This window comes from Streptomyces sp. NBC_00354, from assembly GCF_036106915.1.
Lineage (GTDB): Bacteria > Actinomycetota > Actinomycetes > Streptomycetales > Streptomycetaceae > Streptomyces.
The window spans coordinates 7,830,164-7,851,574 of sequence record NZ_CP107983.1 but is presented as its reverse complement, the minus strand read 5'-3'; the positions used below and the strand labels follow the sequence as shown (position 1 = coordinate 7,851,574).

General features: G+C 72.6%; 15 protein-coding genes and 1 pseudogene. 10 read left to right on the top strand and 6 right to left on the bottom strand.

Annotated elements, in window-relative coordinates; genetic code table 11:
- Positions 1-61: 61 nt before the first annotated feature.
- The 3 genes from OHT74_RS35980 to OHT74_RS35970 are packed head-to-tail and all read left to right on the top strand — an operon-like array spanning position 62 to position 3,689.
- Positions 62-1,396 carry an ABC transporter substrate-binding protein gene (locus OHT74_RS35980; protein ID WP_328622555.1) on the top strand — a complete coding sequence of 445 codons (1,335 nt, stop codon included), beginning with the start codon at positions 62-64 and terminating at the stop codon, positions 1,394-1,396.
- Between the two features lie 11 nt (positions 1,397-1,407).
- A complete protein-coding gene (locus tag OHT74_RS35975) occupies positions 1,408-2,757 on the top strand; it encodes an ABC transporter permease subunit (protein WP_328622554.1) in 1,350 nt (449 codons plus the stop codon).
- Positions 2,754-3,689 carry a carbohydrate ABC transporter permease gene (locus tag OHT74_RS35970; protein WP_328622553.1) on the top strand — a complete coding sequence of 312 codons (936 nt, stop codon included), beginning with the start codon at positions 2,754-2,756 and terminating at the stop codon, positions 3,687-3,689. Before OHT74_RS35975 ends, OHT74_RS35970 begins: the two co-directional genes overlap by 4 nt.
- Positions 3,690-3,736: 47 nt before the next feature.
- On the opposite strand, the gene OHT74_RS35965 is transcribed toward OHT74_RS35970, so the two are convergent.
- Entirely contained in the window at positions 3,737-4,000 is a 264-nt protein-coding gene (locus OHT74_RS35965) for a hypothetical protein (RefSeq protein ID WP_266670629.1), read from the bottom strand.
- A gap of 361 nt (positions 4,001-4,361) precedes the next feature.
- Between OHT74_RS35965 and OHT74_RS35960 the strand changes: the two genes are divergently transcribed.
- From OHT74_RS35960 to OHT74_RS35950, 3 genes are read left to right on the top strand one after another with little or no spacing between them, the layout of a single operon-like run.
- Positions 4,362-4,553, top strand: coding sequence for a hypothetical protein (locus tag OHT74_RS35960; RefSeq protein WP_328622552.1), 192 nt, complete (start codon positions 4,362-4,364; stop codon positions 4,551-4,553).
- Positions 4,553-5,044 (top strand): amino acid permease, encoded by a 492-nt coding sequence (locus tag OHT74_RS35955; protein WP_328622551.1) that lies wholly within the window; start codon positions 4,553-4,555, stop codon positions 5,042-5,044. Before OHT74_RS35960 ends, OHT74_RS35955 begins: the two co-directional genes overlap by 1 nt.
- A 43-nt stretch (positions 5,045-5,087) precedes the next feature.
- Positions 5,088-9,857 carry a hypothetical protein gene (locus OHT74_RS35950; RefSeq protein ID WP_328622550.1) on the top strand — a complete coding sequence of 1,590 codons (4,770 nt, stop codon included), beginning with the start codon at positions 5,088-5,090 and terminating at the stop codon, positions 9,855-9,857.
- Positions 9,858-9,887: 30 nt separating this feature from the next.
- On the opposite strand, the gene OHT74_RS35945 is transcribed toward OHT74_RS35950, so the two are convergent.
- The 3 genes from OHT74_RS35945 to OHT74_RS35935 all read right to left on the bottom strand — a co-directional run bounded on the left by OHT74_RS35945 (position 9,888) and on the right by OHT74_RS35935 (position 13,545).
- Positions 9,888-10,544, bottom strand: coding sequence for a maleylpyruvate isomerase N-terminal domain-containing protein (locus OHT74_RS35945; RefSeq protein ID WP_266670623.1), 657 nt, complete (start codon positions 10,542-10,544; stop codon positions 9,888-9,890).
- A 56-nt stretch (positions 10,545-10,600) separates the two neighbouring features.
- Positions 10,601-12,139, bottom strand: coding sequence for a carboxylesterase/lipase family protein (locus tag OHT74_RS35940; RefSeq protein ID WP_328622549.1), 1,539 nt, complete (start codon positions 12,137-12,139; stop codon positions 10,601-10,603).
- Positions 12,140-12,216: 77 nt separating this feature from the next.
- Complete coding sequence (locus OHT74_RS35935) at positions 12,217-13,545, bottom strand: M14 family metallopeptidase (protein WP_328622548.1); 1,329 nt, start codon at positions 13,543-13,545, stop codon at positions 12,217-12,219.
- A 350-nt stretch (positions 13,546-13,895) separates the two neighbouring features.
- On the opposite strand from OHT74_RS35935, the gene OHT74_RS35930 reads away from it, so the two are divergent.
- The 3 genes and pseudogenes from OHT74_RS35930 (at position 13,896) to OHT74_RS42225 (ending at position 15,603) form a co-directional block, all read left to right on the top strand.
- Complete coding sequence (locus OHT74_RS35930; RefSeq protein ID WP_443047753.1) at positions 13,896-14,321, top strand: C40 family peptidase; 426 nt, start codon at positions 13,896-13,898, stop codon at positions 14,319-14,321.
- A 15-nt stretch (positions 14,322-14,336) separates the two neighbouring features.
- Positions 14,337-14,882: a DinB family protein gene (locus tag OHT74_RS35925; RefSeq protein WP_266670619.1), complete on the top strand. Its 546-nt coding sequence runs from the start codon at positions 14,337-14,339 to the stop codon at positions 14,880-14,882.
- Between the two features lie 158 nt (positions 14,883-15,040).
- Positions 15,041-15,603 (top strand): annotated as a pseudogene (locus OHT74_RS42225) (alpha/beta hydrolase).
- Positions 15,604-15,678: 75 nt separating this feature from the next.
- Here OHT74_RS42225 and OHT74_RS35915 read toward each other — a convergent pair.
- Positions 15,679-16,452, bottom strand: coding sequence for a PE-PPE domain-containing protein (locus OHT74_RS35915; protein ID WP_328622546.1), 774 nt, complete (start codon positions 16,450-16,452; stop codon positions 15,679-15,681).
- Positions 16,453-16,680: 228 nt separating this feature from the next.
- On the opposite strand from OHT74_RS35915, the gene OHT74_RS35910 reads away from it, so the two are divergent.
- Positions 16,681-19,101 (top strand): helix-turn-helix domain-containing protein, encoded by a 2,421-nt coding sequence (locus OHT74_RS35910; protein ID WP_328622545.1) that lies wholly within the window; start codon positions 16,681-16,683, stop codon positions 19,099-19,101.
- On the opposite strand, the gene OHT74_RS35905 is transcribed toward OHT74_RS35910, so the two are convergent.
- Positions 19,088-21,238, bottom strand: coding sequence for a trypsin-like serine peptidase (locus OHT74_RS35905; protein WP_328622544.1), 2,151 nt, complete (start codon positions 21,236-21,238; stop codon positions 19,088-19,090). The genes OHT74_RS35910 and OHT74_RS35905 overlap by 14 nt on opposite strands.
- Positions 21,239-21,411 lie beyond the last annotated feature (173 nt).

Genomic DNA, 21,411 nt, shown 5'->3' with positions numbered 1-21,411 from the left:
ACCTGCCGACGTCCCCACCTCCTGACCTCCCATGTGCCGACCTCCAGAAACGGACCTCATCATGCGACGACCCAGCAAGACGACCCGGCGGACCGCTGCCACCGCATCGGCGGCCCTCGCCCTCGCCCTCGGCGCCACCGCCTGCGGCGGCGGCACCACCGGGCCCGCGAGCGGCGGTGAACTGAGCGGCCAGACCGTGACCGTGGCCGGTGTCTGGACCGGCAGTGAGCAGAAGAACTTCAAGAAGGTCCTGGACGCCTTCACCGAGAAGACCGGCGCCAAGACGGTGTTCGTCCCCTCCGGCGACAACGTCTCCACCTTCGTCGGAAGCAAGATCGAGGGCGGCAACGCGCCCGACGTGGTGATGGTTCCCCAGGTGGGCGTGCTCCGGCAGTTCGCCAAGGAGGGCTGGCTCCTCCCCCTGTCCGACCAGGCCGCCAAGACGGCCGGCTCCTCCCTCGCCCCGGTGTGGAAGGACTACGGCACCGTGGACGGCCAGTACTACGGCCTGTACTTCAAGGCCGCCCACAAGTCGACCGTCTGGTACGCCCCCGACGCCTTCGCCCAGGCCGGTGTCAGCGAGCCCAAGAGCTACGCCGACCTGCTGAAGGCCGGCCGTACGCTTGCCGACTCCGGCCGCCCGGCCTTCGCCATAGCCGGCGAGGACGGCTGGACCCTCACCGACTGGTTCGAGAACATCTACCTCTCGCAGGCCGGGCCGGAGAAGTACGACCAGCTCGCCCAGCACAAGATCAAGTGGACCGACGACAGCATCGTCAAGGCGCTGACCACCCTCGGTGAACTGTTCAAGGACAAGCAGCTCGTCGCCGGCGGCGCCCAGACGGCGCTGGGCACCGACTTCCCCTCGTCGGTCGAGCAGGTCTTCGGCCCTCAGCCCAAGGCGGGCATGGTCTACGAGGGTGACTTCGTCGGCGGGGTCGCCAAGGAACAGTTCGGCAAGAAGCTCGGGGAGGACGCCAAGTTCTTCCCCTTCCCCGCGGTCGACGGCGGCACGACGCCGGTGGTCAGCGGCGGTGATGCGGCCGTCGTCCTCAAAGACGCCAAGAACAACAAGGCCGGCATGAAGCTGCTCGAGTTCCTGGCCGGGCCCGAGGCGGCCGCGGTCTGGGCCGGCGCGGGCGGCTTCCTGTCCCCGAACAACCAGGTCGACCTCGCCGCGTACGGCGACGACACCACCCGCAGCACCGCCAAGTCGCTGGTCGCAGCGGGCAACTCGGTCCGCTTCGACATGTCGGACCAGGCCCCGGCCGCGTTCGGCGGTACCAAGGGCGCGGGCGAATGGAAGCTCCTCCAGGACTTCCTGCGCGACCCCTCGAACCCCCAGGGCACGGCCGCGGAGCTCGAGGCCGCTGCCGCCAAGGCGTACGGGAACTGAGGCGGCCCACCATGGCTGACACCCTGACCGCCCACACCCGGGCCGCCCGCGCCGCGGCGAACCCGCGGCGCCGGGCCCAGCGAAGGAAACGCCGCCTGGCGATCGCCTTCGTACTGCCCGCCCTGCTGCTGCTCGGCGCGCTGGTCGTCTATCCCGTCGTCTTCTCCTTCGGCCGCAGTCTCTTCGACGCCAGCGGCGACCGATTCGTCGGCGCCGGGAACTACTCGGCGATCATCGACGACCCGGCCACCCTCAAGGCGATCCGCAACAGCACCATCTGGGTCGTCGTCGCCCCTCTCCTGCTGACCGGACTCGGGCTGATGCTCGCCGTGCTCACCGAGAAGGTGCGCTGGGCGACCGCGTTCAAGCTGGTGCTCTTCCTGCCGATGGCCGTGTCGTTCCTCGCCGCGGGCATCGTCTTCCGGCTCGCCTACGAGCAGGACCCGAACCGGGGCGTGCTCAACGCGGCCATCGTGGGCGTGCACGACACCTTCGACGACACCGCCGCCTATCCGACGGCCCGTGCTCGCGAGGGCCAGGGCCTGACCGGCAGGGCGGGCGGCCCGTACGGCACCGAGCAGACCGTACGTCCCGGCGGTACGGTCAGCCTCGGCTTCGTCGGGGTGGCGCCCGGCGCGATACCTGCCGACGCGAAGGCCGCCGCTGCCGCAACGCCCGGCGCGGACGGAATCGGGGGCGTGGTCTACCTCGACTTCGCCCCCGGCGGCGCCGGCACACCGGGCAAGGTCGACCCGGGCGAGAAGGGCCTGCCCGGCATGACGGTCGAGGCCGTACGGGACGACGGCCGGGTGGCCGCGACCACGACCGCCTCCGCCGACGGGTCGTTCCGCTTCACCGGGCTGGCCGACGGCTCGTACACCGTACGGCTGCCCGCGGCCAACTTCGCGGCGCCGTACCAGGGCGTGAACTGGCTCGGCCCGGCGCTGGTGACGCCGGCCATCATCGGTGCGTACCTGTGGGTGTGGACCGGCTTCGCGATGGTCCTGATCGGCGCCGGACTCGCGGCGATCCCGCGCGATGCGCTGGAGGCCGCGCGGATGGACGGTGCCAGCGAGGGCCAGATCTTCCGCAGGATCACCGTGCCGCTGCTCGCGCCCGTGCTCACCGTGGTGTTCGTGACCCTGGTGATCAACGTGATGAAGGTCTTCGACCTCGTCTACATCATTGCGCCGGGACCGGTGCAGGAGGAGGCGAACGTACTGGCCACGCGGATGTGGCTGGTCTCCTTCGGCGGCGGCAACGACCAGGGGCTCGGCAGCGCGCTGAGCGTGGTGCTCCTGCTGCTGGTGGTCCCGGCGATGGTCTTCAACATCCGGCGTTTCCGAAGGAGCGGAGCATGAGCAGCCACAGCACCATCGAGCGTCGGCGGTCCCGGCGGGCGACACCGCCCGTGAGGCCCGTCCCGGCCCCGTCCGCGCCGGGACCGCGTCGCAGGAGCCGGCTGTCGCGCTGGCTGAGCAGCTCGGTCGTCCAGGGCCTGCTGATCCTGGTCGCCCTGGTATGGATCACCCCGCTGGCCGGTCTGTTCCTGTCCTCGATGCGTACCGAGCAGGACAACGCCTCCGACGGCTGGTGGACCGCGCTGACCGACCCGTCCCAGCTGTCCCTGGACAACTACAGCGCCCTGTTGAAGGACTCCGGCATCGCGGAGGCGTTCGGGAACACCGTCCTGATCTCGGTCCCCACCACCGTCCTGGTGGTCGCCATCGCGGCACTCGCCGGGTACGCCTTCGCCTGGCTGGACTTCCCCGGCCGGGACGGCATCTTCCTCGTGGTCGTCGGGCTGCTGGTCGTGCCCGTGCAGATCGGGCTGCTGCCCGTGGCCAAACTCTTCGGCGCGGTGGGACTGTTCGGCACGATCGCCGGAGTCGTCCTGTTCCACGTCGCCTACGGGCTGCCGTTCGCGGTCTTCCTGCTGCGCAACTACTTCGCCGAGATACCGCGCGAGATGCTGGAAGCCGCCCGGATGGACGGCGGCAGCGAGTGGCGGATCTTCTCGCGGCTCGTGCTGCCGCTCGGCCGGCCGGCCATCGCGAGCCTGGCCATCTTCCAGTTCCTCTGGGTCTGGAACGACATGCTCGTGGCGCTGCTCTTCGCGGACAGCGGGTCCCAGCCGCTCACGGTCGCATTGCAGTCCCAGATGCGGCAGTTCGGAAGCAACATCGGCGTCCTCGCGCCGGGTGCGTTCCTGTCGCTGGTGGTCCCGCTCATCGTCTTCTTCGCCTTCCAGCGGCACTTCGTCCAGGGGGTGATGGCCGGCTCGGTGAAGTGACGGATCAGCGAGCCGGCCCCCGGCATCCGCGCATGCAGGCGGTGCGGCTACGCAGTGGCCGGGGCCGGTGTGCGGGGCATGATCCGCATGCGGTCCCCGTCGAACGACACCGTCTCGCCCGGCAGGATCAGCAGGCCGGATTCACCCTCCTGGCAGGTGCGGCCGATGCGGCGGACCTGGACTGCCGGGCCCAGCACTCCGGCCATGAAAATGGTCGGGTCGACCTCCCACCCCCGCGCATCCAGCCAGCGCTCCAGCGCCTCGCTGTCCGCACTCTCCGCTCCGCGCGGCCAGTCGTACGTGCTCGCCATGCCTACCCCCTGTAGCTGGTCTGATCACCGCGCCAGATGGTGCCACCCGCCTCCGACAGCCGCACGGCAATACCGAGGCTCCCCTACTCAGTGGTACCGGCGGAGCCTGCTGGATCCATGGCGGCAGCCGGGACTGCTCTGGGGATCGAAGGCACAGCACCGATTCGCCTTGATTTCGTCAACGCCCCCTGTGAGCGACACCACTGACGGCCTGAAAGGCATCCGTTCGGGGCGAGGTCCCGTGCGTCGGCCGCCGCAAACGTGACAGAGACGACAGGAGGAGCCAACTGGTCGGGGCCCTGCCGCTGCCCGCGGAACCGGCCTCGGGCCGGACGAGGGCACCGCGCGTCTGATCACGGTCGTGGTGCTGTTCGTCCAGGTCCTGATCGCAGTGGCCTCGACCCGCCTCGTCAGCCTGGTCAACTCGGTCGCGGTGGGACTCGAACTGGCGCTCGTCGTGGTGGTGGCGATCGCGCTCGTCATCGCCGTGGCGGTCACCGGCGACGGCTGGTCGGGATCACGTTCGCGTTCTTCGGCGCCGGGATCGTGGTGATGGTCGCGTGCTCGCGGCTCGTCTACGCGATGTCGCGCGACGGGCGCTTCCCCGCCCATCGCTTGATGCGCCGGGTCGACCCCCGTACGCAGACGCCGATCCCGGCGACGATCCTGGTCTTCGCCCTCGGGGTCGTCCTGATGGTCGCTCTGCCCGGCGCCGCACTGCTGGAACTGATCACGGCGTCCACGATCCTCCCCGCGGTCATGTACGGCGCCACGATCGTCCTCTATCTGGCGGTCCGCAGACGACTGGGGCGCAAGAAGGGCGCGTTCGACCTCGGGCGCTTCGAGCTGCCGGTCGCCATCTGTGCGCTGGTGTGGACGCTCGTCGCGCTGTTCGTGCTGGTGACACCCGGGGAGGCGCTCGTCTCCGTCGTGATCGTGGTCGGACTGCTCCTCGTGGGCGGGCTGTTCTTCCTCCTCATGCTGAAAGTCGACCGCGAGGCGCTGGAGACCGAGCCGGGAGACGCGGGCGCCTTCATGCACTGACGCGAAGGCTCCCTTGTCAGTCGGACGTGCAACGATCCAAGGCATGATCGTCTCGCTGGAACCCCTGCTCCCCATCACCGGCCCGCACGCTTCGACCACGTACGCCGACTGGGTCGCCGCACACGACCCGGCTGCGGTCGACGGCGCGCGCGACCTGATGGAGGGCATGCGCAACGAACTCGGCCGGTCCTGGACCAAGCCCGGCCGGTTCGTGGACACGATGGCGGCGCGGGCGCGGCGGCTGCCGCCTGCGCACCTGCCGTGGTTCTGGGACACCGTGGGCCACCGGTTGATCGGCTACGGGAGCCGGCCCGGCGGGCGGGCCTACGCCGCGGCGCGGGCAGCCGAGGCCCAGCACGGGCTCCCGGTGGATCCCGGATACCGCAGGGCCAATGCGCTGCTGTTCGCGGCGGGCGGGGCCATGCCGGCCAAGGAGTTCGGGGCCCATCAGCGGTTCCTCGCCGAGACGCTGGAGCCGGCCGCCGCGCACACGGCGCTCGAGGCGTTCCTGACCGCGTGGGCGGGATCGGCGGCGGACCTGCCGGCGGATCTGGTGCGCCGGGTGCGGGCCTCCGCCAAGGCTGCCGGGCACGGGGACGGGGAGATCGCGCGGATGGTGGGCGCGATCCTGTCGGTCACCCGGAAGAAGTCCGTGCCGGACGCACTGCTGGATGCCGCTGGCCCGGTCCTGTCCGCCCATCCGCCGGCGGACGCGATCGCGGCGGGGCTGGTCGAGGTCTTCCCGGACGGGACCACCGACGGCGGGGCCTGGCTGCGGATGCTGATCGGCTGCGGTGCGGCCGAGGCCATGGCGGCCGGGCGGGTGGTACCGGAGGGCGGACTGCACCGCTGGGTGGGGCACTTCGTGCACATGTACCAGTACGCGGCGCAGTCCGGCGGCGGGGTCGCGCGTCAGCCGCTGCCCGTGGAATTCCTCGACCTGGTGGGCCGCTTGGGACCGCGGCTGCGGTCGGAGGGTATTGCGGTGACGGTGCACACCACCCGGCACCACTACCAGGGCTTCGACGCGGACGTGTTGGACGCCTGTCTGGCGGCCGGGGTGGCGGTCGTGGACCCCGGCCCGGAGATGCAGATGCGCTTCTGGGCGGAGCGGTCCCGGCGGGACCTGTCCTCGCTGGCCTCCGACCCGGTGTTCGGCCCGCGTCTGGAGGGGACCGTACACGCGGACCTGCTGCCGCGGTGGGCGCAGCGGCGGCGCCGGGCCGGGTCGGCGGTCACGCTGCTGCCGGGCAACGAGGGCATCGCCCACGAGGTCGCGGGGCGCGTGGGCAAGCTCGTCGACACCGTCGCGGGCGGCGGCATGGCAGGCGCCGAGGAGGCCGTGGCCGAACTGGAGACGCTGCTGGACCGGCCGACGGTGTCGGCGCTCGGCGGGATCTGCGATGCCCTCGCCGAGGCGGGAGCGGCGGGGGCGCTGCGACGCTCGCTCGCGGCCGGTCTGCCGGAAGAACTGGCCTGGCCTGCCCTGGAGTCGGTGTACGCGGATTTCGCGGCGGGCGCCGGGCCCGAAGAGGCGGCCGGGGCGCTGCCGGGGGTGGCGGGGGTCACCAGCACGTGGCCGGTGCTCACGGTGTTCGGGCGGGACCGGGCGGTCGCCGTCGACCCGGACGGGGTGCGGGGATCCTGCCGGTTCACGGTGCCCGACGACGCGACCATCTATGCGGTCCACTACGTGGGCGGCTCCTTCCTGGTGAGCTGGACGCCCGGGAAGAACGGCTACCACTGCGACACCGCCGTGTGGGCCGACCACCCCGAAGAGCCGTTCACACCCGACGAGGCCGGCGGGCTGGTGCCGTACGGCGGCCTGCTGGACGGGGCGTACGGTTTCCAGTTCGAGACGGCCGACGGGGGCGGGCGGCACGGCGGCGCCCGGGTGCTGCGGCCCGGCGGGACGGAGGGGATCGACCGGGACGAGCTGCAGCTCGGCGACGGCGCCCGGATCTGGACCAACGCCGTCTTCGGGCGGCGCCCTTGGGAACTCGCCGACCCGGTCACCGGGGAGCCGCGGGGCTCGGTGGAACTGCCTGCCTTCCCGGGTCGCGTCGCGAGCGCCGATCCGGCCGCGGAGCCGTCCGAGGCCGGCATGGCCCTGGCCGTGGAGGCCCTCCAGCTGGCGCCGCTGCCCGCGGGGCTGCCCGGCTCCCCGCTGGGCAGCCGCGACGGGCTGGTCGGGACCCGCGTCCTCTTCCGCACCGGGCACCGCGACCCCGCACCCAACCACTACCTGGTGGAGAGCGTGGACGGGCGCTCCGCCCGCTTCGACATCGACCGGCAGGGCCAGCGCCCGTGGGGCCTGTGGGCACCGCCGGAGGGGGCAGTGGAGGACGTGGTCCTCGCCGAGGCGCAGACCCGGACGGGGGTGCGCGCGTACACGGCGGGCGGAGTGCTGCTGTGGGAGCTGGACGGGCACGACGCGCCCGGGCACTCGCAGGGCGGGCCGGCCCGGCAGGTCACCGTGTCGGGGGGCGTGGCCCTGCCGCCGGCCTTCTGGTACCTGCTGCGCACCCGGGACACCGCGGGTTCCCGGGCGTTGCGGACGGTCGGGCTCACGGCGGCGGAGGCCTTGCTGGAGGGCGCCCTCGACGGTCCGGGTGCGCTGCGCACGGCCGTGGGCCGGGAGTTGCCGGAGGTCACCGACCCGGTGCTGGTCGAGGCCGTGGTGGCGCTCGCCGGGCGGGCCACCCGGGTGGAGGAGCGCAGGCTCGCCCTGCACCGGCGGGTCACCTTGCTCGCGGAGGCGCCGCCGGCGCTGCCGGGCCGGTCCGCGCCGGACACCGAGCTGCTGCCCGCGCTGTTCGGGCTGGTCTCGGACGGTGAGCGGGACCCGTGGCGACGGAGCCCGGTCGTGCCCTTGGCGGCGACGCTGACCGCGTTGGCCTCCGACGGCGCCTGCTTGGCGGGGACCCTCGTGGAGGAGGTGCGCCGGCTCTCGCCGCCGGCGCCGCCGCACGACTGGTCGCAGCTGATGGGCTCGATCGACGCCGCCGCCTGGCGGGCGGCCGTGGCACCGACCCCGGACGGGGCCCGGGCCGCCCTGGTCGCGCTGCTGGACACCTGGGCCGACCAGCCGTTCGCCCGCGCGGGCACCCGGTGGTGGGTCGGCCGCGCGTCCGCCGGGCTCCTGGACGGGCTGCGCGAGCAGGGGGTCGCGGTGGCGTCCTGCGCGGTGCGGGCCGGCGGGTCGGAGTGCTGGTTCGTGGCGGCCGCCGCCGAGGACCCGACGGGCGACCCGGTCCCCGCGGCGGAGCCGCAGGCGCGCTGCGTCCGCGTGGAGCGGGACGACGCCGCCCGGCTGCGGGCCCTGGTCGCGGCGGTCGAGGCGCACGGGCCGGTCCCGGTGCCGGAGTCGGCTGCCGCGCGCTTCGCCGAACTGACGGGCGTACGACGGGCGGTGGCCCGGCTGGTGGTGTCAGGTCTGGACGGCCGGCCCGACCGCGACGAGGACCGCGCCTTGGTGCGCAAGGCCCCGTACAAGGCCACGCCGATGACGGCCGAGTCCTACGACCGGCTGCGCGCGCAGCTCGGTGGCACGGGCCGGCGGGCCGTCCTGGCGGCGGCACTGCCCGAGGATCCGGCAGAGCTGTGGCGGCCCGGCGGGGTCGAGGCTGCCGTGGAGCGGATGGCCGAGGTGTGGCGGGAGCGCATCGGGGTGCAGCCGGCCGTGCACGACGAGGCGGCCGACGCCCTGGAGGCCGAGCTGGAACTCCCCGAGGTGTGGGCCCGGCGGCTGGCGGGCGGGTACGAGGCGGCCGAGGACACGACCGTGGAGGCGGCCGGCTGGGAGCTGGCGGCAACCCCGTACGGCATCGGGGTCGAGGTCCGGGCCGTGCCGCCGGCCGGGCCGAAGCTGCCCCGCCGCACCCCGGTGGGGCTCTCGTGCCGGCGGATCGCGAGCGCGCTGGTGTGGGCGTGGACGGACCGGCCCGTCGGCGATCCGGCGGTGGCCGACGCGATGGCCCTGTACGAGCGCCTGCGCGCCGAACTGGACCGTCCGGAGCTGCTGGTGGCGCTGCCCGGCGGGCGGGTCCAGGACACCTCGGCGCGGATCGCCGAGCGGTTCGGGCCCGGGCAGCTGCCGGTGGCGATGGACGGCCGCAAGGAGGAGGGGCCGGTCCCGGTGACCGCGTACGACTCCGGGCCACTGGTGGTGTGCGCGCCCGGCGGTGCCTCCTTCCTGCGGCCCGCGGCGGTGGCCGACCCGGAGGTGTGGCAGCGGGTCCGGGAGGTCACCGACCTGGCCGAGGAGCTGGACCGGGTGGCACCGCTGCTGACCGGCGGCGGGCTGGAGCGGATGATGCTCCGGGCCCGATCGGGAGCAGTGCCGGCCGGGGCGTACGAGGCGGATCCGCGGCAGTCCTGCCCGGAGCTGGTCGCGCGGGCGGCGCAGCAGCTGGGCACCGGCCCGGACGCGGCGGCGCTCTACCTCCAGCTGGTGACGCTGGCTGCACCCACCGACCGGAACGTACGGCGGTGGAACGGCTGGTCGGCCAAGCAGCACACGCAGGCCCGGACGCAACTGCTCGGCACGGGCGCGGTGGTGGAGGCCAAGCGGGCGCGGGCGGGCCGGACCCTGTTCCTGCCCGGGGAGTGGACCGAGCTGAAGGCCCCGCACCTGCCCTTGGAGACCGTGAAGCTGGCGGCGCACGCGGTACGGCCGCTGTGGCGCGACCAGATCCACAGCCCGTTCGGGCGGGTCCTGCCGACGGCGCCGCTGCACGAGATGTTCACGGCGGCCTGGGAACGGGTCTGCGGCGGCGCGGCAGGCGGTGCCGAGGGAGGCGGGGGCAGCTGAGGCCCGGCGGCGGCCGGCCCGGTGGGCGGGTCAGCCGAGGACGAGCGGCAGTTTTGCGGCCAGCTCGCCGAGTTCGGCCCGCTCCGCTTCGGTCGGGGCCCGGCGGCCGGTGCCGATCAGCAGGGCGTCCTTGTCGGTGAACGACGCGGGGAACGCGGCGCCGGCGATCTCCTCCAGCACGGCGCGGGATCGAGCCGGCCCCTCCGGGGGCGGTTCCGCCATGTCCGGGAGGTGCGCGATCAGGTCGAGGTGGTGCAGCGTCCATTCGAGGACGTACGCGGTGAGGTAGTCGCCGACGGTGAGGACCTCACCGCGGGTGCTCACCCGTGCGCCGGGATCGGCGAGTTCCGCGGCGCGTCCGGCGGCGGAGCCGACGTCGTCGAGGTGGAACGTGAGCAGGCGCGGCTCCTCGTACGCGGCGGCCAGCCGGACGGTCAGCGCGTCGAGCGGATCCTCGCCGGTCGGCGGCCGGTCCTCGACGTTCCAGTAGGTCACCGCGTCGACGGTCGGTTCCGCTTCGGCGGGGGTGACGAGGGTGATCAGGACGTCCTGCGCGTCGATGATCAGGTGGCACACCAGGTCCCGCACGAGCCAGCCGGTGCAGCCGGACGGCTGCTCGAAGGCCGTGTCCGGGAGCGCGGCGACCGCCGTGCGCAACGCCGTCCAGGAGCGTGAGAAGAGATCCACACCGGCACCGTAGTGGGGGGCCGGAATGCCGGACAAGTCCGCACCTTCGACGGACGCTACCGGCCGATCAGCGGCAGCACGGGGAAGGTGTGGTCCTGCCAGATCAGGCGGGAGGGGTCTTCCGGATAGGCGGTGACGGCCGGCCGGTTGTCGAACAGCTGGGCAAGGCGGCGACCGGTGTCGTACGCGGGCCACCCGGGGTCGCCGTGGGCGGCGAACGAGGTCCAGGCGGCGCGCATCCGGGTGGACAGGGCCTCCGCCTCCGCGGAGGGCGCCTCGCCGATCAGCATGGCCGGCTGGCCGCGGTCCAGGTTTCCGAAGACGAGGGGTACGTCGAGGCCGTGGCAGGCGCCGAACGCGCCGCCCATGCCGGGGGCGGGCCAGGTCAGCTCGTAGACGTGTGCTCGGCTGCCGGCGGCCGCCTGGGCCTCGGCGAGGTGGAGCGTCGGCATGCGGAACAGCCAGTCGGAATGGACCAGCTCGTACAGCTCGTCCGGGCCCGCCGCCGGGAACGCGTCGCGATAACGGCGCTCGCCGTCCGGGCCTGGGGCGAAGAGGCGGAGGTCGGTCGCCGCCTGCTCGTCCGTCACCTGGCCGAGGAGACCGTCGAGGGCGGTGAACAGGCGCTGCTCCTCGCGGGTGTGGCCGACGAGGAGTTCCACATCGCGGCCGGCGCCGTCGGTCAGGGCCTGCCACGGGGTGACGGCCAGGAGGTCGCCGTCGACGACGGGCGAGAAGGGGATCGACCTGTGCGCAGCCAGGCCCCAGCGATGCACCCACCGGTCCATCTTGGCGCTGACCGCATCACCGGCCGCGGTCAGCCGATGCGGAGCGATGCCGGACAGGTCGGCCACCGTGGGCCGCAGCCCCAGCTCGGCGGCGCAGGCGGCGGTGATGTCCGTGGCGAGCTCCGGCGAGAAGAGCGTGCCCGGCGCGCTCTGCGCGATGGCCCGGCGGAAGAGCCCGGCTGCACGGTCCGTCGCCAGCAGCGCGGCGACCGATCCGGCCCCCGCCGACTGGCCGAAGACCGTGACCCGGTCCGGGTCGCCGCCGAACGCCCGGATGTTGTCGCGCACCCACTCGAGAGCGGCGACCTGGTCGAGGAGACCCCGGTTCGCGGGAGCCCCCTCGATCTGCGCGAAGCCCTCCATGCCCACGCGGTAGTTGAACGTCACCACGACGACGCCGCCGTCCCGCGCGAGCCGGCCGCCGTCGTACTCGGGGAGGCCGGACATGCCGATCACGTAGGCACCGCCGTGGATCCACACCATCACCGGCAGCCCGGCGCCCGGGCCGGGTTCGGGCGACCAGACGTTGAGCGTGAGCCAGTCGTCGCCCGCCGCGTCCTGCGCGAGCGCGTCCATGCCGAACACACCGGCCTGCGGGGGCGGCGGACCGTACGAGACCGCCTCCCGTACCCCGCTCCAGCCCTCCACCCGCCGTGGCGCGGCGAAGCGCAGCGCGCCGACCGGGGGCTCGGCGTACGGAATGCCGCGGAAGACCGCCACGCCCGCTTCCCGGCTGCCGCGCAGCGCGCCGGCGGCCGCCCGGACTTCGGGCCGGGGCCCGGAGGGCTCGTACGCGGCAGGGGTCATCACGATTCTCCTCAGGCGGGTCGACGGGGCTCACGGCTGCCCCGCCTGCGCATCCTCCGCCCTCCCTGGATGCGGCGCTAACCATTTACGAACGACGCGCACCGCTGCATCGGCTCTCCCGCCGTGAGCCGGTACCGGGCCCGGCCGTCGAGGAGCAGGGGCACGAGGGCCCGCAGGGGCTGGCGCAGCGGGACGAACGCACCACCGTCGGCGGCGGAGCGTACGACGTGTACGCCGTGGAGGGCGAGCCGGTCTGCGACCTTGGTGTACTGGGTGGCTGTGAGGCGGTAGCCACAGGGTGGATCGGTCAGGGTCTCGTCCTCGGTCGCCGGGCGGTCGTCGGTGCCGCCCAGCAGGATCGGGCCCTCGTCCTGGTAGCCGGCCAGTCGGGCGGAAGCCGTCACCGCCACCGGCGTGCCCGCACGCTCGGATAGGTAGGCGAACAGACCACGGAGGCCTGTGAGTTGGGAGTTCACCCGGCGCCGATGGTTGAGGGCCGGGTCAGCCTTTTCCGCGTCGCCGGCCGCTTCGATGCGGCTTTCGACGAGCAGCGTGACGGCGTGTTTGATGCTGGCCGTGTTGCGCAGGATCCGCTCCTGTTCGTCGCCTGCGGTCTGCTTGACGGGGGCGCCGGTCACGGGGTCGGTCCGGATGCCGTACGTGCCGGTGGAGTACCCGGCGGCGTGCGCCGCCTTCCGTACGAAGGCCCCGGACAGCTCGCGGGCCTGCGCGTACACCCCGGGGTCGGTGTTGAGGTTGCGCGGCCAGAGGTCGAAGAGGTCCTTGTCGTACGTGCGGGGCGTCGCCCGGTACTCGTGCAGGTCGTAGACGACGTCCGGTCGCCGGTCGCGCAGTACGGCGGCGATCGCGCGCGCCTCGGGCGAAGTCAGGGCGATGTGATCGCGGTTGATGTCGGTGCCGTCCGCGTTGGCCCGGGTGGCGGCGGCCCGCCCGTCCGGGTTGGCGGTGGGGACGACGAGGACCGTGGTGCGCGCCAGGAGCCGCCGGGTCGCCGGGTCACGGGCGTACGCGAGGTCGCGGACGGTGGTCAGACAGGCCTCGCGTCCCGCCGGCTCGTCGCCGTGCTGGCTGCACACCAGCAGGACGGTGACCGCTGCACGGGTGCTGCCCAAGCTCACGAGCCACAGCGGGCGGCCGCGCGGGCTGGTGCCGATACGCCGTAGGGCAGCGCCCTCGCCGTGCCGGTCGACGGCGTCCAGCAGGGCCTTCTCCTCGGACTCCGTGGTCCAGCGCGCCCCGTACGTGGCCTCGAATCCCGTGCGGGGTGCGGCGTCGGCCGCCCGGGCAGGGGCGGCCGTCAGGGGCACGGCGAGAGCGACCGCGGCGAGGCCCAGGGCCGATGCGGCGAGAGCGAGCCGGTGGAAGGGCACAGGGGGCTCCAGCACGGTCGAAAGGATCACGATGTGATGGCAACGGCCCTGGTGATCGATAGGTCACGCCCGCCCGGCGTGAGCCGGTGGACCACTCCTCCGGGCTCTTCTCCGGAACATCATCCATAAGTACAAACTTGGATGATTTTACCCAACCGAGATGCTTGAAGCCGTGTTCGGTGTTCGCAACTTCCGGCCTGTCGGAGAAAACTGGTCCGCCATCGAGAGCCAATACGCATGTCACCGACGCAGAACCTCAGCGGGGACTGTTTCAGCAAAGCAATGCGGAGGTATCACGATTGAGCTGCATCAGGACGGACAACCGAAAACCTGCAAACGGCCACCTGACGAACCGCCGCATCGCCGTGGGGTTCACGTTCTTCCTCATAATCTCGCTGGCCAGCTTCACCGGTTCCGCCGCCCAGGCCGAGGCGGCTTCGCCGTACGGCGCCAAGGCCGTCGCAATTGCCGCCTCCAAGCGGGGCGCGCCGTACGTCTACGGAGCGACGGGGCCGAAGGAATTCGACTGCTCGGGCCTCACGCTCTACGCCTTTGAAAAGGCCGGCCGGAAGCTTCCCCGTACGGCCGACGAACAATATGAAGGTACGCGCCACATCCCACGCGTTCAGCGCGTGCCGGGCGATCTCGTCTTCTTCCCCGCAGGCGCGACCATAGGACATGTGGGAATCTACGCCGGTCATGACAAGATCTGGCACGCCCCACGGCCGGGCACGCGCGTCCGGCTCGAGCGCATCTGGAGCGGAAACGTCCGCTACACCCGTGCCATCTGAGCAGGAGGCGGAGCGATGACCGATGCACCCGCGCCCAAGCACTACGCACTCCGATGGAACGGCGACACCCGCACGGCCCCACCTGCCGTGGGGAGCGAGCGGGACACACTGGCCGCGGTCCTGGACTGGCAGCGGGCCACCTTCGAGCTCAAGTGCGCCGGCCTGTCCCCGGAGCAGCTGTCCGAGAAGGCCGTGCCGGCGTCCGCGCTGTCCCTGCACGGCCTGGTCCGGCACCTGGCCGGCGTCGAGCGCTGGTGGTTCCGCATCCAGTTCGCCCACGAGGACGTCCCGCTGCTCTACTACTCCGACGACGACCCCGACCAGGACTTCGACAGCCTGGACGGTGACGTCGAGGAGGCCTTCGCCGTGTGGCGGGCGGAATGCGAGCGATCCCGGCAGATCACTGCCGCCGCTTCGCTGGACGGGACGGGGATCCGCAAGAGGACAGGCGAGCCGATCTCACTGCGCAGGATCATGGTCGACATGATCGCGGAGTACGCCCGGCACAACGGCCATGCGGACCTCCTCCGCGAAGGCATCGACGGCGCGACGGGGATGTGACCTGGCAAGCTGTCCCGGTCGGGATGCCGCCGGGCATCCCGGAGCCGAGGGGAGGTCCTTGCGTGGGAGTCGGTGGAGTACCGTGGGAGCACGGCCCCGTCTCAACGGCTCGGCACGCGCCTCCCTTCGACCCGGAGCTGGGTGCCGCGCTGGCGGCCATGGGCGAGGGGGCGAAGGAGCCGGTCACCGTGGAGGGCCTCGCGGCCAGGCAGGAGCGCGACGCTGCGGCCCGGCCCAGGCCGACGGTTCGGGACCTCCGGGCCGGCGGCCGGTTCGAGGTGGAGGAACTCCGGGCGCCGGGACTCCGGGACGGGAGGGAGGTCACGCTCGTCAGTGCCCGGCCCGCCGGGACCACCGGGCCGCTGCCGCTCCTGCACTACGTGCACGGCGGCGGAATGATCATGGGTACTGCATGGTCCGTCCTTCCGCGGCTGCTGCGCGGATGGGCCCTGCCGCCGCAGCTCGCGGCTACGCGGCCCCTGCTCGCGCCACGGATCTTTCCGGGCTGCCCTTCGCCTACATCGACGTCGGGTCGGCCGAGACCTTCCGGGACGAGGGCGTGGCCTATGCCGATGCGATCTGGCAGTCCGGCGGGGATGCCGAACTCCACGTATGGCCCGGCGCGTTCCACGGCTCCGACACACTCGCACCGCGGGCAGCCCTCAGCCAGGAGGCCCGCGACGCCCGCTCCCGCCGGCTCCGGCGGATCGTCGGTCGCTGACGGCTCCGGGCATGGCGCCGCGGCCCGTCCCCCGCCGGGCCGCGACGCCTCGCTTCAGCTCATCGCCGGGTCAGGTCAGGCGGCCGGGTACCAGACGGTCCCGCTGCCGCCGTGCCCGGTGAGGGTGGCCTCGATGATGCTGCCCTCCGCGAAGTAGCGCGGGTGCTGCTGCAGGAAGCCGGCGAACGAGTCCAGGGACGTGGCGTCACAGACGCCGTCCGTCTGGATGCAGTGGCGCTGGACCGGGACGCCGGGGAACTCCTCCGGCCCGGTGCCGGGCGAGTACGCCACGAACGGGATGAGAACCCCCTCGGGGACTAAGTGCCAGAAGCCGGTGCCGGGCTGCATCGGGTCGGAGTAGAGCATGCCGTCGACCTGCGAACGGGGTACCTCGGTGCCGTTGTCGGCGATCGTCTGGAGCAACAGGTCGCCGACCCAGGCGCCCTGGGAGTAGCCCGCGATCGTGAAGTGCGCCGTGGGGTCGGCGCGGTACGTGCTCTCCAGGGCGGCCAAGGCGTTCCAGTAGCCCTGGTTCACGCTGTCGCCGAAGCTCGGCGCGAACGGCGCAGGCATCTCGTTGTGGCTCCCGACGAACGGGCCACCGCTGGCCACGTAGCAGACCGGAACCGCGATGCCGCCGTTCAGATGCTGGTTCGCGGCCGCGAAGCTCGTGGTGCAGTCGGGGGCGTCGGCGGCCGCGCCGGTTCCGCCGATCTCGATGTAGTAGTGGTTCACCGGGGCGGCGTGTGCGGCGGGTGGCACGGCGGCGGCGCCGGCGAGCACCAGGGCCGTCGACGCGAGGACGGACTTGAGGCGGCGGGCGAGCCTGCTCGGCTTCTTGGTGGACATACCGGTCAACTCCCTTGGGTTCGGGGTGAGCGCCGCGTCGGGTGCGGCGACCGGTGCCCATCGTGCCGTTCACGCTGGTCAGCGGACCATGCCAACGACCGGCCATATGTGGCCGGTCGCCCAAGTACAGTGTTCCCACAGGGATCTGACAGGGATCTGACAGGAAATCCGACACGTGGTCCGACACGGATGGCAGGCCGGAACATGGCCGGTGCGAGGGGCGTCTGAGTGACCAACCAGTTCGGCGCACTGCTCCGCGGGTTACGGCTCGAGGCGGGGATGACGCAGGAGCAGTTGGCCGAGCGCTCCCGGCTGGGGGTGCGTACCATCCACCGGCTGGAGACCGGCAAACCCACCGATGCCCGAATGGGAACGGTGAAGCAGGTCGCGCACGCCCTGGCCGACGCGTTGCGGCGCGACCGCGACGAGGTCTGGACGGCGCTGCTGGCCGCGCAGCGCGCTCACGGTGCCCCCGCCGAGGGCGTCCCCGCGACGCGCGCTCCCGTGCCCGATCCTCCGGAAGCACCCGAGCCGGTGCAGCAGGACCAGCCGCTGCCACCCGCCACGCTGTCGCCGTCCCGGGGGGCCCTGGCCGAGGTCGCCGAGTCGCTCGCCCTCGATGTGTACAGCCGCTGCGTCCGCGAGGAGGAGCAGCGCCGGATCCACGACCCGTTCCCGCTGCCCGTACGGTGGCGGTCGGCGCCCGAGGATCTGCTGGACCACTGGGACAACATCCGCGGCACTCCCCCCGGGGCCGTCTCCACCCCGCTGTCCCTGGACGGCGGCCTCGCCGACATCGCCGACGTCTACCGGCGCGTCCGGTCCGGACGGCTGGTGGTGCTCGGCCGGGCCGGCTCCGGCAAGACCGTCCTGATCCTGCGGTTCGTCCTCGACCACCTGATCAAGCGCTCCGACGGCGAGCCCGTCCCGGTGGTCTTCAGCATCGGATCCTGGGACCCGACCGCCACGACGCTGCGCGACTGGCTGATCGACCGCATGCTGCGCGACCACCCGAACCTCGACGCGCGCGCACCGGGCGGCTCGACGCTGGCCGCCGCCCTGGTGGACGCCGGATGGATCCTGCCGGTGCTCGACGGGTTCGACGAGATCGCCACCGGCCTGCTCGGCCGTGCCCTGCAGGAGCTCAACACGAGCTCGCTGCCGCTTCTGCTGACCAGCCGTACCGAGCAGTTCGCCGAAGCCGTCACGGTCGAGGTGCTCCGCAAGACCGCCGGCATCGAACTGATGGACCTGAACACCGACGACCTGGTCCACTACCTGCCCCGCACCGCGCGCCCGACCGCACCGACCGACCGGGACGGACGGGACGGAAGAGCCGCCACCGTGTGGGATCCCGTCCTGGAGCGGCTGCGCACGGACCCGGACGGCCGGGCCGGCGCCAACCTCGCGAAGGTGCTGAGCACTCCGCTGATGGTCCTGCTCGCCCGGACCGTCTACAGCGACACCCTGGCCCAGGACCCGGCCGTACTGCTGGACACCACCCGCTTCCCGACCCCGGAGGCCATCGAGGAGCACCTGCTCGCCGACTTCGTGCCGACCGTCTACCGCCGCCGCCCCACCACCGCGGCCGGCGCCCACCACCTGCGCCGCCCCCGCACCTGGGACCCGCAGCGCGCCCGGCACTACCTGGGCTATCTCGCCGAACACCTGGACCGGCCCGAGCAGCACGAACGCCAGGACCTGGCGTGGTGGCAGCTGCGGGACTCCCTGCGACCGTCCTCCCGCATCCTGGCCGTGGTAATCGCCTGCTCCCTGGTCACCGCCGTCGCCGACTGGCTGGTCTTCCCGGCCAAGAACCTCGCCGCCGGCCGCAGCCCCGCGTTCGCACTGGGCGCGGGCCTGCTGGACGCGCTGCTGTTCGGCCCGGCGGTCGGCCTCGCCTTCGGGCTGGTCTACGGGCTCATGACCGCGTTCCGGATCAAGGCGTTCGAGCCGTCCCGGGTGAGAATGCGGCTGCCCGGCCGCGGCCGGCGGGCCGTCGGCCCCTCCGCCCGCCGATTCGCCACGCTGTCAGCCGGGCTGCTCGGCGGCTTCGTGATGGGCCTCGGGTGCGGGCTCGGCTCCAGTGCGGTACCGCAACTGATCAACGGCCACCTGGTGGTCAACCCGGCGGTGATCGAGGCGACGGTCGTCAACTCGCTCGTGTACGGGCTCACGTTCGGCCTGGCGGGAGGACTGGTGCTCGGGCTCGTGGCTACCCTCGAGACCCCGATCGACCTCGGCTCCGCCGCCACCCCGACGGACCTGCTGGCCATCAACCGCAGCATCGTGGTGCGCCAGACCCTGTTCCTCGTCCCCATGCTCACCCTGATGATCGCCCTCGGCGGGCGGCTGATCACCGCGCTCCTCCAGGGCCTGGCCGGCCCGCTCCTGTGGCCCATGGCCGACGGGCTCGCGCTCGGCGCCGTCGGCGGGCTGGCCGGCGCCCTCTCCTACGCCCTGGCGTTCACCGCCTGGGGCCAGTGGGTACTCCTCACCCGCATCTGGCTGCCGCTGACCGGCCGCCTCCCCTGGGCCACGGTCGCGTTCCTCGACGACGCCTACCACCGCGGCGTGCTGCGCCAGGTCGGCGCCGTCTACCAGTTCCGCCATGCACGCCTCCAACGCCACCTCCTCACGTACGGCTGATCCCGTGCCCGATCTCCGCGGCGACCTCGGCGTGGGCGAGGTACTCCTCGATGCTGTGCGCCCGGCCGTTCGCGTTCTCCACGGCCATGTCGGTGAGCTTGCCCCAGGTCTCCCCCAGCGGACAGCCCAGGGCGACCGTGTCGGTGGGACACCAGGCATTTACCCAACGACGCACTCTGGCCGACAGGTTGGGGCCGGGCGGCAGCAGCCGGCTGTACACCGTGTCCAGACCCAGCGGGCTGCCGGTGCTGACGAGCAGTGAGACGTCCAGCCGCTCCGGGAGCCGGTGGACGAGGTCCATCCCGACGACCGTGCCGAGGCTGTGGGTGACCAGGACGATTTCACCGGAGGACGGCAGGGTGTCGAGCACGCTGGTCAGGACTGCGTCACGGACGGCTCGGTCGTCCAGGTACGCGTCGACGTCACGGAACCGGGTGGCGATGGCCAGCGCGTCCATGTCGGTCGTGGCGGCCAGCCAGCTCACCGCCTGGCGCAGACGTCCGGCCAGCAGGCTCCCGATGCTTTCGTCGGCCGTGCCGCCGTCCTGCGGCATCCCGGCTTTCGCCGCCGCCTCCAGGATGAGCTGCTCGTACAGACCCGTCGTCGACTCGGCGGCGAAAGCCTCCGCTGCCGAGTGGCCGTTCAGCTCCTCGAACGGGCCGGCGGCGGAGACTGCCTCGTGGCCTCCGGCGCTCTCCCTTCGTCTGATGGCCTCGATGATCCGGTCCGCGTAGAAGGGGAACCACACGTCCGCCGGGTCCACAGTGGGGAGACCGGCGCGGGTGAGTCCGTGGTTCAGCCCTGCCGTCCAGCCGCGGCGGAGCTCCTCGGGTTCGTGCTCGTGCTGGCTGCGGCCGTGGAGGAAGACAAGGTGCCGTCCGCCCGCGGAGGGAGCGCCGCGGGCGGGCAGACCGCTGCGGATCACTGCGGTGCCGATCGGCCCGGCCGCCTCGTGCGGGGAGCCCGCGGCGGGGAGCGGGGATGGGGCCTCCACCACCGGTGCCGGGATCGAGGCCGGGATCGGGGCGGAGACCGGAGCAGGGACCGGAGCGGAAACGGGAGCGGCGACGGGAGCGGCGACGGCGGGGCCTTGCTGGAGGCCGGAGTCCGGCCCCATCTCGGCCAGCAGCGCACTCCGCTCGGGTTCCGGCTCCAGCGCGGCGAGATGCTTGAGGATCGAGCTCACGCGCGCGCCCTCGTTCGCGATGTAGTCGATGGCGTCGTCGGGGTCTCCGGGGCGCGCGATGCCGCCGTTCTTGAGCAGCCTGTTGCCTTGGGCGTCCTCCCTCGCCACACCGCTGTGATGGAGGGCCACGACCTCCCACTGGTCGTTGAAGACCGGTGATCCGGAGTTCCCGCGCTCGGTGTCGGTCGTGTAGTGGAGGAACTCGGGCAGGCGGTCCTGCACCGTGTTGTCCCTGAAGGCGACCTCCTTGAACCGGCCCCCCGGGTGGCCGATGACGTTCACCCGTTCACCCAGAAGCACCTTGCCCTGCTGGATGCTCAGCCGGTTCCAGCCGAAGATCTCACCCGGGAGGCGCCCGTCGGCTGCCGGGGCGACCGCCACCAGCGCGAAGTCGAGGTGCTTGTCCATGACGAACAAGGCCGCAGGATCGAGAGCGAAGCGGACGGCCGCGTCGGGGGTGTTGTCAATGGTGTTCTGGACGGCGAACTCGACGAAGCAGCGCTGGCTGAACGCCTCGTGCAGCAGGACGTGCTGGTTGGTCATCAGCAGTCGGGGCGAAACCATGAAGCCGGTGCCGTGCGGCTGCTCGCGGCCCTCCGTGCGGATGGAGATCCGGGCGACGGTGGCGGCGGCGCGCACGCCCCGTGGCAGGAAGCTCCACGGCTGGGACTCGTTGGCGATGTTGATGATGCGCTCGTTGGCGTCGGCCTCGGTGAGCGGCGCCGCGCGAACGCCGTCAACCACGGCCGAGGCCGGGACGCCACCTCTGTCGATGAGCCTGCCGGCCCGCGCGGCCACGTACTCGGCCGAGTCCGGGAACCGTGTCCCCTCGGCCTGACGCTCTTCCACGACACGGCGCGTGCTGCTCGCGTCACGATAGCGCCGGCTCGCCGCAGCCTGCTGCCGCTCGAGCGCCTCGCGTGCTTCGTCCATCTCCGGCAGCTGAGCCATGGGATCCGCCGTTCCGTCGTCGAACAGGTCACCTTCCAGGGAGCAGCCGCGGGACCGCGCCCGCAACAAGTGCGGGGCCACTTGAGTCGTCCCGTCGATGGAGCGGTCCCGCCCCCGCCCCCATCCCGTACGGGGTGCAGACCGCGGGGCGTCTCATGCGTACGGTCCACCCC

Bases quoted from the DNA above. Each gene is read 5' to 3' on its own strand.
- OHT74_RS35925 (WP_266670619.1), top strand. From the start codon at position 14,337: ATGACCGATGCACCCGCGCCCAAGCACTACGCACTCCGATGGAACGGC.
- OHT74_RS35915 (WP_328622546.1), bottom strand. From the start codon at position 16,452: ATGTCCACCAAGAAGCCGAGCAGGCTCGCCCGCCGCCTCAAGTCCGTC.
- OHT74_RS35955 (WP_328622551.1), top strand. From the start codon at position 4,553: ATGGTCGCGTGCTCGCGGCTCGTCTACGCGATGTCGCGCGACGGGCGC.
- OHT74_RS35965 (WP_266670629.1), bottom strand. From the start codon at position 4,000: ATGGCGAGCACGTACGACTGGCCGCGCGGAGCGGAGAGTGCGGACAGC.
- OHT74_RS35905 (WP_328622544.1), bottom strand. From the start codon at position 21,238: ATGGCTCAGCTGCCGGAGATGGACGAAGCACGCGAGGCGCTCGAGCGG.
- OHT74_RS35980 (WP_328622555.1), top strand. From the start codon at position 62: ATGCGACGACCCAGCAAGACGACCCGGCGGACCGCTGCCACCGCATCG.
- OHT74_RS35940 (WP_328622549.1), bottom strand. From the start codon at position 12,139: ATGACCCCTGCCGCGTACGAGCCCTCCGGGCCCCGGCCCGAAGTCCGG.
- OHT74_RS35950 (WP_328622550.1), top strand. From the start codon at position 5,088: ATGATCGTCTCGCTGGAACCCCTGCTCCCCATCACCGGCCCGCACGCT.
- OHT74_RS35970 (WP_328622553.1), top strand. From the start codon at position 2,754: ATGAGCAGCCACAGCACCATCGAGCGTCGGCGGTCCCGGCGGGCGACA.
- OHT74_RS35975 (WP_328622554.1), top strand. From the start codon at position 1,408: ATGGCTGACACCCTGACCGCCCACACCCGGGCCGCCCGCGCCGCGGCG.